Raw genomic sequence first — 12,272 nt, forward strand, 5'->3', positions numbered from 1 at the left:
TGATCGATAAGAATTCGCTTATAGCATTTCGACATTTCATTGAAACGCCGAAATGCTATAAGTTATTGATATTGCGCGCTTTCTTCACGGAAAATAGTATCCACTCGGCTTGAAAGCGCTTGAATGAAAGAATCGCAGAGCATTTGGCGATCACGAGTGATTGAAAAATGCTCTAGCGTGCTTCCGCTGGAAACGGAAGCACGCCGACGTTTCTCTCTGGCTGAAAACGTCGTTTTCCAACGTTCAAGCGCCGCGTGGGCTCAAGAGTTTTTCAGCTTTTTGCGTCAATCAAAATGAGAAAAACTCTAGCCCTTGAAACCGCCGCCGTCGAGATACGCCTGTTCATCGGGCGTCGTCTCGCGCCCCAGCATCGGGTTGCGGTGGGGAAAGCGGCCGAAGCGGGCGATGCAGTCGCGGTGGATGTGCGCGTATTTCAGTCCTTCCTCATTGCCGAGCGCTTCATAGAGCGCAACGCAGCGGTCCTGGTCGGCGAGGTTTTCGGAATGCATGAACGGCAGATAGAAAAAGCCGCGCAGATCGGGCGCCACCAGCTGGTCGTATCCCGCGTCGAGCGCGCGCCGTGCCACGGCGAGTGCCAGCGGATCGGCCGTGAAGGCCCGCGCCGTGCCGCGGAACATCTGGCGGGGAAACTGGTCGAGCACGATGGTGAGCGCCAGCGCACCGTCCGCCGTCGCCTCCCAAGGATGGCGATGGTCGCGGATATGATCGTTGTCCGTGAAGGTCTCGTAAAGCGCGAGAAAGCGTTCGCGCACGGCCTCATCGAAAGCCTCGTCGTGCGCGAACCACAGGGACGGTCCGGCCTCGCGCCAGAATTCGAGGACCGTTTCGACAGCTTCCGTCATGGCATTTCCTCCGCCAGGTCGTTGTGATGCCGTGACAGTATACAGGATCCGTATCGCGCTTTCATGGCGCGGGCCGGAAATCCGCTTGACCGTCCCGCCATTCGCTCATTATCAGCAAGGCGGGGAAGAAAGTAACCGTGCGTGGCGTCTCGGCCACAACGATATTGCCAGGGAAAGGGCATCTTATGCGTGTTTATTACGATCGTGACGCGGACATCAATCTCATCAAGGGGAAGAAGGTCGCGATCATCGGTTATGGCAGCCAGGGTCATGCCCATGCGCTCAACCTGCGCGATTCCGGCGTGAAGGACATCGCGGTCGGACTTCGTCCGGATTCGTCCAGCGTGAAGAAGGCCGAGGCCGAGGGCCTCAAGGTGCTGGCGCCGGCAGAGGCCGCCAAGTGGGCCGACGTCGTCATGCTGTTGACCCCCGACGAACTCCAGGCCGACATCTACAACGAGAGCCTGCGCGGCAACCTGCGCGAGGGTGCGGCGCTCCTCTTCGCGCACGGCCTGAACGTCCACTTCAACCTGATCGAGCCGCGCAAGGATCTCGACGTGCTGATGGTGGCGCCCAAGGGCCCCGGCCACACCGTGCGTTCCGAATACGTGCGCGGCGGCGGCGTGCCGACGCTGATCGCCATCGCCCAGGACGCGACGGGCAACGCCCACGACATCGCGCTCTCCTACGCCTCGGCCAACGGCGGCGGGCGCGCCGGCATCATCGAAACCACGTTCAAGGAAGAGTGCGAGACCGACCTCTTCGGCGAGCAGGTGGTGCTGTGCGGCGGCCTCGTGGAGCTGATCCGCGCCGGCTTCGAGACGCTGGTGGAAGCCGGCTATGCGCCCGAGATGGCCTATTTCGAGTGCCTGCACGAGACGAAGCTCATCGTCGACCTCATCTATGAGGGCGGCATCGCCAACATGAACTACTCCATCTCGAACACGGCGGAATACGGCGAGTATGTCACCGGCCCGCGCATCATCACGCCCGAGACCAAGGCTGAGATGAAGCGCGTGCTCACGGACATCCAGTCCGGCAAGTTCACGCGCGACTGGATGCTGGAGAACAAGGTCAACCAGACGTCGTTCAAGGCCACCCGTGCCCGCAACAACGCCCACCCCATCGAGGAAGTGGGCGCGAAGCTGCGCGCGATGATGCCTTGGATTCAGGAAAAGGCGCTCGTCGACAAGACGAAGAACTGACGCGCCTATAGCATTTCGACATTTCATTGAAACGCCGAAATGCTATAAGTTTTTGATATTACGCGCTTTCTTCACGCAAACCGGTATCCGCTTTGCTTGAAAACGCTTTAGAGCGCGCCGTCTGGATGGTGAACGAGGGCCGCCCCGGGGCGGCCCTTTTTTATGGCCGGGCGAAGGTAGGTTGGAACAAGACATAAACGGCTTGTTATCCGCAAGATATGGCGATAAGAACGCCATGTTGCGCATTGTTCCGATGGTGCCGATCGACGGTGCATCGAATCGCGGAACGACTGCCGTTTCTGGATAAATTTGATGCGAAACTAAATAGGTGGCGTGGCCGTGCAATTCCCGCTCTACGTCCGCCACTCCAGCACTTCTTTGTTTTCGTTTTGCAGGGCGCTTTCGTCAGCTTTCCTGCTGATCTCCATACAAGCTGCGATGGCGGCTGAAGCAATATTCAGGCTTATTATCCATTATTCGGAAGGTTATTGATATGAGCATGCTTCCTGTTCCTTCTACTGCTGCTCTTCCACCCGTTATCCCGACGCTGGTCTATGAAGGGGCGCAGGGCCCCGGCGGCATGGCCGGGCTCACGTTTCGGCCGCCGGTACACGCGGCGGGCGGCATTCTCGACGCGGCGAGCGGCGGCAGAGAGCTTCAGGGCCGTGCGATCCGGCGGTCCCCCTATGAGGAGGATCTCGTTAGAATTGAGCAGGATTGTGAAAGAATCGGGCAAGATTACAAGCAGCTGGGTAAACTGATCGAGACACAGTTCGCGAGCGCTACGGCGTTGTTGAGGCGGTTCGACAACGTCAGGACAACGGAAGTGTCAACACAGACTGCCATGGGGAAGATGCCGCTGCGGCAGCAGGCGCGTCCTGTGACAAGGGATGTGTGCATCCAGACGGCCGCCGCCGAGGTGTGGGCGCCAGGTGAGGGTGCCGATGTCCATGCGTTGTCCGGCCCGGCGTACAAGTCCCTGTTCAATTGGAATGAGTGCCGTGGACGACATGGAGAGATGCTCAGCGGGAACGCGGAGAGCCTCAGGGGGGCGAAAGAGGAACCCCTCTATCCGCTCCTTGTCAACGGGCAGGAGCTTGCTCCGCGCACTCTCGCGCGCTTGCTGGAAGGCGCGAGAAATCTGGACGAAGTCGCGGAACGGCTGGAGGCGCAGTTCCGCAAGGTGCGCCTGGAGACGATCGGGCCCGACAGGGAGAAGCTGGTGCTGATCAGTGGCACGCCTATCGCCATCAAGTTTGGCAGCGGCAACGAACTGGCGAGGTACGACGTCGGCCTCGCCTATCGGCGGCTGCTGAACAACTATCAACTGTCTTGCGGAAACATGGAACCTGATGAGGTCGGGAAAATCGACCGTATCATGGCATTCATCGACAGTATAAAATCCGGTCCTCTCCTTGAGGAGACGCGGATACTGTATAATATATATGCCGATAAAATTATTGCTGAATCTCTTAGAGCATATCTTAAACACGGGCCGTCCGATGAGATGAATGCCTACGCTATCGGAGAATACAAGGATGCGGCAGGCGCGATAAACAGGTTCGTCATCCTGAAAAACCCTTCCTATGATAACCGGGGGCGGAAGGTCTCCGGCGATGCGGTCAATCTGATGGTCGGGCACGTCCTTGCAAGCCGGATCGAAGCCCAGGTCAACGGCGGTGACAATAAACGCATCGAGAACGCACAGGCTGCCGGCAAGATCGCGGGTATCGAGGTCTGCGTAGAAAACGATGGCGCGGCCAGGACATTGGGCAGCAGAGTACTTCATGTTGTGCCCATGCCGCAGCCGGCGGCTGAGAATGATCCGGGCGCCGAGACCTATACCAAAAGCATCATGAAGGCGCATCTCTCCCGGCTTTCCGCCAGCCAGCTCAGCTATCTACATGACAGTATCTGGGCGTGTATAGATAAAATCGCTATAGCCGAGGACGTTTTCGTCGGCTCCGGATACAGGATCGTGTTTCCGACAAACAAAGACGATATGCCCACGGTGGCGCACGTCAATGTCACACGCTGGATGCCGTCGAAGCCGCCCGCCAATCTTTCAGAAGCCGATGCGCGAAACTACCAGCTGCATCACGCGGAAGCGGCCACCGGACAGATGATGGGACTCTGCGAAATGCTCCGCTTCGTCGACGATGCGCTGAAATCCCGGGCGCAATAAAGCGTTTTCAAGCAAAGCGGATACCGGTTTTCGTGAAGAAAACATGTAATATCAAAAACTTATAGCATTTCGGCGTTTCAATGAAATGTCGAAATGCTACAGGCCACGCTCCGGCCCATTCCGGTGGCGGATGAGGGCAGTCCGCGATTGCCCTTTTTGTGGCCAGCCCGGCCTGAAAGCAGGCCAGGCTGTGACAAATATGACTTTATTTCGCGACATATAATGATAAAACGACACATCGAACGTCGGATCGATGGTGCCGATCGGATGGTGCGTCTTTGTTTTTTGTCTGGAGGGAGGGTGGCCGTTAGAGCGCGTTCCGATCATATGGAATCATATGATCGACCAGAATTCGCTCAAGATAAGGAACCTGGAATCTGTCCTGTTTCAACGTAAACAAAACAGATTCTGGCCCCCACGCGGCGCTCTATACAAATTTGATGTCGTCCGAGACGATATTCAGGTTGGTTGTGCATTATTCGAGAGGTTATTGAGATGACTATTTATTCCGTTTCTTTTGCTTCCCTGCCCGCTGACCCGCAGCTTGACGAGGAAGAGGCGACTGGTCCCGGCGGTCAGGACACAAACGGCGGCGTGGACGTGCTGCTGACGCAGCGTATGCCTGCGCGCGCGGCGGCCGGCGTTCTCGACGCGGCGGGCGGCGGCAGGGAGCTTTCCGGCCGGGCTGTCCGCGCGGGTCGCGAGGAAGGGTCTGCCGAGGATCTCGGACCGAACGGCAAGCAGCCGAACCCGACAATCGCAGGGCGACCCGAAGGCGTTACGGCGTCGATGCAGCAGCAGGATCTTGCAGCGGAAGAGGCGCTTTCACAGACGGAGGTCGAGGGTTACGTGTCGGAGCGGCAGAAGATTCTCGCCGCGAGGAAGCCGGTCATACAGACAGGTGACGGAGCCGCGCGGCAGCAACGCGAGGCTTCGCCGGCGCGGCCGCCCGCCGTTGGCGTGGCGTCATTCGCGTCGCCTGCTGCCGGAGAGAATCCGGGCTTTCCGGATGAGGCTGCCAGCGCTCCGCCGCCTTACGACATGTTCATTCCAGCTGATGCCGTACCCGCGCTGATGAAAGCGAAATGGGACTATTCTACGATGGCGCCTTTCGCAAACCGTGCGCCTGCGCAGATGCCCGGCGGGGTTCAGGCCAGGGCAACCGAGGGGGTTGGCGCCGCCAGGCCGGTTCCCCAGCCCGTCGGCGATGTCGATGAGCCGCTCGTCCCGGCGTACAAGTCCTTGCTCCACTGGGATGAGTGCCGCGGGCCGAATGGCCGGCCGCTGGGGCTCGGCGTTCTTGGCGCGGTTCGCGCCATCGGGGGTGAGGTGATTCCCAGTCTCACTGTCAATGGAGGAAGATTCAATACGAACGTCCTCGCGAGCCTCCTGCTGAAAGCGCGTGATCTCGAGGGAGTGGTGGATAGACTGACGAGGGGTGACCACGAACTGATCAACGGGTTCGGCGAGATACGCACAGAGACGCTGGGGCCGGAAAGAGAGCCGGTCCTGCTGATCGAAGGCACGCCGATCTGCATCAAGTTCGGCTGCAGCGAGACCGAAGTAGCGAAATATAAAACCGGCATCGCCTACAGGAAGCTTCTGGAGCACCATGAGGCGCGTCGTCTGCTTTCGGGGCACGAGAACGCGGGAGAGCTTGACGATATCAAGTCGTCTTTCGACGGGATTGCGGATAAGACCATTCCATTCATGGAAAAGCAATTCCTGCTGGAGAGATATGACGCGGACACGATCGTGCGGACTTTGAAGGCGTATTTCGATCACGGCCCCGCCGACGAAGTGAACGCCTGGAGTGTCGGCGAATACGAGGATGTCGCGGGCAGCGCCAACAGGTTCGTCATCCTTAAAAACCCCCGCTACGATAACTATGGGCGGAAGATCGGCGGCAACGCCGTCGATCTGCAGGCGGGCGGAATCATCGCCTGCTGGATCGATGTTCAGGCCAATGACGATCAGGGCGGCTCGCCGGCAGGCGTAAGAGTTTCCCTGCAACACGACGGCATGGTCCGGAGGGCGGGCGGAAAGCACCTTCACGTTGTGCCGCCGTTGGCGGGGCCAGATGCCGCTATGGACGACGATACCTCCGCCATCATGAAGGAGAATCTTTCCAGGCTTTCCCGCAACCAGCTCCAATACCTGCGGGACGATATCGGGGCGCGTAAGAAGCTCTTCGAGGCCTCCGGAGACGCCTTCCTCGACTCCGGATACAGGATCGTGTTCCCGAGTCGGGCCAGCGACATGCCGACGCTGACACATCTCAACTTTGCCTGCTGGATGCCGGCGAAGCCGCCGGCCGGTCTTTCAAAGGCTGATGCGAAGGCCTACACGGAGATCCAGCAGGAAGTGCAGGCCGACAACGTGAAAGCCCTCGACGAGATGCTCGGCCTGGTTAACGACACGCTGCAATCCCAGGCGGGATAAGCCGCGCTCCAGCCATTTCGAAAACGGACGAGGGCCGCCCGTCGGCGGCCCTCTCTTATGGAAGGCACGACAGCGAAAGGCAGAATTGTGAAATATATTTCTTGTTATACGAAAGATATTTTGATAATAATTCCATGTAAATAATTTCAAAGATGATAAAAATTTTTATTTTATTGTTGTTTTTATATTTGAATTAAATGTTAACTTTTTTATTTATATGAATTTTATTATATATTATTGGTTGTCTTGATGGACTATCAAACACTTGAAGGGTATCTGACATGGCTATATCTCAGATTTCTTTTGCGGCTCCTCTGCCTGCCATTCAGGAACTGGGCGCACCCGGGGCGCAGGGCCAGGCTCGGTCGCCCGACGGTCCGATCGCGGGCAGCGGCATCGCCGGGCTCATGCAGCGGCTGCAAACGCATGCGGCCGCCGGCATTCTCGATGCGGCAAGGGGTGGCGGGGAGCTTCAGGGGCGGACGGTCAGTTGGGCTGTCGGTGAGAATGTTGCCATGCAGTCCGAGGCCGTTGCGGCGCGATTGCAGCCGCTTCCCGACGAAGCGGAGCCGCTTGTTTCAGACGAGGAATGCGAGCAGGACGGCGTTGCGCTCGCGCGGATGAAAATGAAATGGGATTTTTCGTCGGGTAGGCCTCTGGCGGACGTCATCAGTATTGATACACCCGCCGGGGATGACGAGAAGACCGCAGGACCGGTTCCCCGAACCCGCAGTTGAGGTGCCAGGGCGCCGCCCGGCACGGCGTACAAGTCTTTGTTCGATTTGATCGGGCGCCGGCGGCGGGGGCGAGCGCCTCGCCCCCGCGTTTCCCATTTTCATGGGCGACGCAAGCAGAAACGACGGAATTGTGACGAATATGACTTGTAGCGCGCAGTATATGATGATACTGACGCCGTAGTGTGTGTTGCTTTGATAATGCTGATCGCTGACATGTCTTTTTTTGTGTTTTGCAGGACGCCGTTTGCCGCAGCCTGATGCTGCATAAAAATTTGTGATGATATCTGTTGTGCCGTTAGTGTTTGTTATTAATTATTCAGAAGGTCATTGAAATGACTATGATTTATTCTCCTGTTGCTTCTGTTCAGTTTCCTTTCAATCCTAACCCTGCCGAAGACGGAGGGCCGTGCCCGGGCGGCGCTGTCAGGGGCGGTGGCGTGGATGATGTCGGGCAGCGATTGCCGGCGCGCGCGGCGAGCGGTGTTCTGTATGCGGCGAGCAACGGCAGGGAGCTTCAGGGCCGGACCGTCCGTTTGCGGGCTGATGAGGATCTCATCAACGGCATCAGGCAGACTTACAGTCATATGATCAAATATGCTGATGCATATTACCTCAGGTCTATGACGCTATTGCTGCAGCATATACGACAGGAGAAACCTGCAACGAAGGAATTGCCGTCGCGGACGCTTGCCGCCGATGTTCCGCCGCCGCGTCCTGAGCTGAAGGAAATATCCGTGCAGACGGTCGTCGCCGGCGATCCGCCGCGGCGTCCCGAGCTGAAGGAAACGTCCGCGCAGACGGTCGCCGCCGATGTTCCGCCGCGGCGTCCCGAGCTGAAGGAAACGTCCGCGCAGACGGTCGCCGCCGATGTTCCGCCACTGCGTCCCGAGTTGAAGGAAACGTCCGTGCAGACGGTCGTCGCCGATGCGCCGCCCGTGCCTGCCGACGAAGTGCCCGATGAGCCTCCGGTGCTATTTCCGCAGGCCGGTATCGGCGGCGTGGAGGCGGGGAAAATCGCGAAGGCTACGCATCCGATCCGTCAGTCTGGCCCGGCATACAAGTCTTTGTACGGCTGGGACGAATGTCGCGGGCGGGATACGGGGCCGTACTCCTCACTCTATGTCAATGGAAAGGTTCTTTCTCCGGAAAAGCTCGCGGACTGTTTGAAAGGTGCGGACAATCTCAACGAAATCGTGGGTCGGCTGAGGGGCATGTTCGGCGGGGCGCGCGTTGAGGAGATCGGACCCGACAGGGAGAAACTGCTGCTGATCGACGATACGCCGATCTGTATCAAATTTGGCTGTCCGCGTGAGATAATGAGGTATAAAATCAGTCTTGCGTATCAGAAATTGCTTCACACATATAAAGTAATTGGTATGGATACAGATCCTCGTCTGTTCGGAGAAGCTTGCCATATCAAGAAATTTCTTGACGGGCTGATGGCCTGTAATAATTTTGAGGCAAAGAAATTTCTACTTGAGAGGTATGCTGAGGATACGCTCGTGTGGTCTCTCAAGGCGTATTTCGATAATGGCCCGGCCGACGAGCTGAACGCCTATGCCGTCGGCGAATACGAGGATGCGGAAGGCAAGGCGAACGGGTTCGCCATCCTGAAAAATCCTTCCTTCGATAACAACGGGCGGGGAATCAAGGGCAACGTGGTCGATTTGCGGGCGGGGGACGTTCTCGCGAGCGATGTCGAGGCCGTGGTCCTCAACGGCGACCTGGAGAGCGTGGTGAAGGCGCGGACTGCTGGCATGATAGCGGGTATCGGGGTATCCGTAGGGGGCGATGGCGTGGCGAGGATAGGCGACGGAAAGTATCTTCACGTTACGCCGCCGCCGGGAGCGAACGCCGTCACTGCGAGCGGCCCCGGCGATGCGGCCAGTGCCGATGCCGTCATGAAGAAGAACCTGTCCGGGCTTTCTACCAGCCAGCTCAGTTATCTGCGGGAGAGTATCGAGGCACGCAAGAAGCACCTCGAGGCCTCCGGAGATGCGTTCATCGGCGCCGTATACAGGATCGTGTTCCCGGCCGACGCAGACGACATGCCGCTGCTGGCGCACATCAACCCTGCCCGGTGGATGCCGCCGGCGCCCGGCGATACCTGGAGGGGCCTCTCGGAGGCCTACAAGACTGTCCGGGTGGAAGTGCTGAAGGGCAACATCGGCGCTCTCGAGGAAATGCTCGGCCTTGTCAACGGGGTATTGAACTCCCGGTCGTGAGAGGACAGGGCCGTCGGCAAGCCGTGACGGCCCGGCTGTTTTGCCGAAGCGTCGAACCGGAAACGGGTCTGCGATCCGGATACATCGGCTACCTGAACGAGGAGCGGTGCGGCGGCCTGTTCCAGGGTTCTGTCCGCCGCGCCAGCGGACGAAGATTGTCCTCCGGCGGCCCGTTAACGGAGCCTGCCGGCGGAGTCGATGCTGAGACAAAGGTGTCTTGATTTAAGCAAGATACACGTCAAAAATGTCGTATTATGATTTTCTTCAAGGACGTTGAACAGCGGCGCATCTTTGTTTCGTGGCTTTGGGATCGCTGCCGTTGGTCGAAATAAAAATTTATATACAGGTTTATGATGCTGAATGGATCGCCATTAATGTTGGCCATTTATTGCTTGAAAGGTTATTGAGATGATCACACCTCCTCTTTCTCCTGTTAGTCATATTTCTATTCCTGTTTCTCTTTCCGAATTTGCCGAAGACAAGACGTCCGTTCAGGTTCGGCATTCGGGCACTTTCTTCACGAAAAGAAAGGGCGGGGCGACGCTCTCGCAACCCGCATCGCCGCGCGCGGCTGACGGTGTTCTCGATGCCGCGAATGGCGGGAGGGGGCTTCAGGGGTGGAAGGCCCGGCAGGCCGCCGGTGAAAAACTCTTCGCAAAACTGGATCGGGAGTATCAGCAGCTGCTAGCTAAGATCGATGCGCAGTCCGCGGCGATGATAGCGATGTTGCGGCAGGCTACCGAGACAAGGGGGGAGGCCACGCAGGCAGGCCCCCAGGGTGAGCCGTTGCAGCAGGATGCCGTTGCGATGAAGGATGTGTGCGTTCAGGCGGGCATAGAGGGCCGGCGGACGCCGGGTGAGGGCATTCCGTCGCAGTCGTTTTCCGAGGACGTGAATGTTTCGCATTCTGGATTGCTCAATCGTACTGCCAGCGATTCCGTTCGGGGGCATCCCGGCGTCCGCGGCGGCGGCGATTTGAGTCTTGTGGGGCCCTCCCGTCCGCAGCCGCGGCTTCCTGATAGTGGTGAGCCGTCTCACGGTGACGACGAGTTGCCGGTTATGCCGGCGGTGTCGCCGGCGCAGACCGGGGAGCCGACAGCAGCTGCAGGGGCGGCCTCCAGGCCGCGGGCCGGCAGCGAAGAAATCAATGCTTCCTCCCGTCCGGCGTACAAGATCTTGTTCCACTGGGAAGACCTCCCCGGAGGGGATGGAAAGCCGGTCAGTCTGCTCGCTGTCAAGGACCTTCTGGAATCTTTGAGCGGTCCCGGCAGGATGGCGAAAAAACTGAAAAATAAGCTCGCCGGCACGCCGAGGTTCAATCAGGAGAAGCAGCTGCTGATTGACGGCACACCGCTTTGCATCAAGTTCGGTGGCAAGGGGGCCGAAATGGCGAGGTATGAAGCCGGCATCGCCTATCGGGGGCTGCTGGAAGCTTATCGCGCCTATGCGGAGCAGGCAAATCCCGATCGCGCCGGGAATCTCGAACATGTCGAGGAGTTCCTCGGCACGGTGGAGGCCGGGGATCGTTTCAAGGAGAAGCGGCTCCTGCTGGAAAAATACGATGAGGACAGGATCGCACGGTCTCTCAAGTCGTATTTCGACAATGGCCCGACCGACGATATGAATGCCTATGCCGTCGGCGAATATGACGACAATGACGACAACACACACAAGTTCGTCATCCTGAAAAATCCATCTTACAACAACACGGGGCAAAAGATTTCCGGCAATGCGGTCGACCTGAGGGCGGGAAATATCCTCGCCAGCCGGATTGAGGCCCAGGTCAATGGCGGCGACTGGGGACGCGCGAAGAATACGCGGGTCACCGGTGGCCTGGGGGGCATATGGGAGGGTTTCAAGGCTTTCTGGCGGAATGACGAGGTGGCCAGGGCGCGGGACGGAAAACTCCTTCATGTCATATCGACGCGGCCTGTAACGGCGCCGGCGGCGAACATCACCATCTCGAGCGGTGTCGGTAAACTGGGCGATGCGGTCGATGCCGCTGCCAAGACCGACGTCATCATGAAGGACAATCTTTCCAGGCTTTCCGTCAACCAGCTCCTTTATATGCGGGACGATATCAAGGCGCGCATAGAGCACTTCAAGGCCTCCAAGGATGCCTTCATCAACTCCCGATACAAGGTCGTGTTCCCGGGGAAGGAAAACGACATGCCGACGCTGACGCACGTCAACCTTGCCCACTGGATGCCGGCGAAACCGCCCGCCGGTATGCAAGGAGCCGATGAAAAGGCCTACAAGGAGGTTCAGCAGGAAACGCTGAGCGGCAATATCAATGCCCTCTACGAGATGTGCAACCTCGTCAACGATACGCTGAATTCCAAGCAGGGATAAGGCGCGACGCTGCTGCAGCGCGGCGGACGTGAAACCGGAAGCGTGCCGCCGCTCTATCCGTTGGTTTCCTGCATCAAATCCAACCCAAAAGGTACCGTTTTTCGGTTTGACGCGCCAGGGCACGATCCGATCTGAAGACATCGGATCGTGCTCCATGAGTCTTCGATGGTGAGCGCGTTTTTAGCGACCGGATGATTTCCGTCTGACCGGAAGGCGCTCTCGGGCTATGACGGTCCGGCGCGCTTTCAGCCCATTTCTACGTT

The 12,272-nt window shown here is 58.4% G+C and carries 7 protein-coding genes; 6 read left to right on the forward strand and 1 reads right to left on the reverse strand.

The features are described from left to right. Positions 1-305: 305 nt before the first annotated feature. Positions 306-863 (reverse strand): DUF924 family protein, encoded by a 558-nt coding sequence (locus tag ACFFJ7_RS07505; protein ID WP_377591560.1) that lies wholly within the window; start codon positions 861-863, stop codon positions 306-308. A 185-nt stretch (positions 864-1,048) separates the two neighbouring features. Between ACFFJ7_RS07505 and ilvC the strand changes: the two genes are divergently transcribed. From ilvC to ACFFJ7_RS07535, 6 genes are all read left to right on the forward strand, one after another. Then, positions 1,049-2,068, forward strand: coding sequence for a ketol-acid reductoisomerase (gene ilvC / locus ACFFJ7_RS07510; protein ID WP_166948493.1), 1,020 nt, complete (start codon positions 1,049-1,051; stop codon positions 2,066-2,068). A gap of 493 nt (positions 2,069-2,561) precedes the next feature. Beyond that, positions 2,562-4,253: a hypothetical protein gene (locus tag ACFFJ7_RS07515; RefSeq protein WP_377591562.1), complete on the forward strand. Its 1,692-nt coding sequence runs from the start codon at positions 2,562-2,564 to the stop codon at positions 4,251-4,253. Positions 4,254-5,042: 789 nt separating this feature from the next. Further along, complete coding sequence (locus ACFFJ7_RS07520) at positions 5,043-6,695, forward strand: hypothetical protein (RefSeq protein ID WP_377591564.1); 1,653 nt, start codon at positions 5,043-5,045, stop codon at positions 6,693-6,695. A gap of 281 nt (positions 6,696-6,976) precedes the next feature. After that, complete coding sequence (locus ACFFJ7_RS07525; protein ID WP_377591566.1) at positions 6,977-7,432, forward strand: hypothetical protein; 456 nt, start codon at positions 6,977-6,979, stop codon at positions 7,430-7,432. Positions 7,433-7,869: 437 nt separating this feature from the next. Further along, the gene (locus ACFFJ7_RS07530; protein ID WP_377591568.1) at positions 7,870-9,657 is read left to right on the forward strand and encodes a hypothetical protein; all 1,788 of its coding nucleotides are present in this window, start codon (positions 7,870-7,872) and stop codon (positions 9,655-9,657) included. A 408-nt stretch (positions 9,658-10,065) separates the two neighbouring features. Next, a complete protein-coding gene (locus ACFFJ7_RS07535) occupies positions 10,066-12,009 on the forward strand; it encodes a hypothetical protein (protein ID WP_377591570.1) in 1,944 nt (647 codons plus the stop codon). Positions 12,010-12,272: the final 263 nt, after the last annotated feature.

The organism is Pseudochelatococcus lubricantis, assembly GCF_042432495.1.
GTDB classification, from domain to species: domain Bacteria; phylum Pseudomonadota; class Alphaproteobacteria; order Rhizobiales; family Beijerinckiaceae; genus Pseudochelatococcus; species Pseudochelatococcus lubricantis.

What these genes read in the sequence shown, in the direction of transcription:
- ACFFJ7_RS07515 (WP_377591562.1), top strand. Translation starts at nt 2,562, where the DNA reads ATGAGCATGCTTCCTGTTCCTTCTACTGCTGCTCTTCCACCCGTTATC.
- ACFFJ7_RS07525 (WP_377591566.1), top strand. Translation starts at nt 6,977, where the DNA reads ATGGCTATATCTCAGATTTCTTTTGCGGCTCCTCTGCCTGCCATTCAG.
- ACFFJ7_RS07520 (WP_377591564.1), top strand. Translation starts at nt 5,043, where the DNA reads ATGCAGCAGCAGGATCTTGCAGCGGAAGAGGCGCTTTCACAGACGGAG.
- ilvC (WP_166948493.1), top strand. Translation starts at nt 1,049, where the DNA reads ATGCGTGTTTATTACGATCGTGACGCGGACATCAATCTCATCAAGGGG.
- ACFFJ7_RS07535 (WP_377591570.1), top strand. Translation starts at nt 10,066, where the DNA reads ATGATCACACCTCCTCTTTCTCCTGTTAGTCATATTTCTATTCCTGTT.
- ACFFJ7_RS07505 (WP_377591560.1), bottom strand. Translation starts at nt 863, where the DNA reads ATGACGGAAGCTGTCGAAACGGTCCTCGAATTCTGGCGCGAGGCCGGA.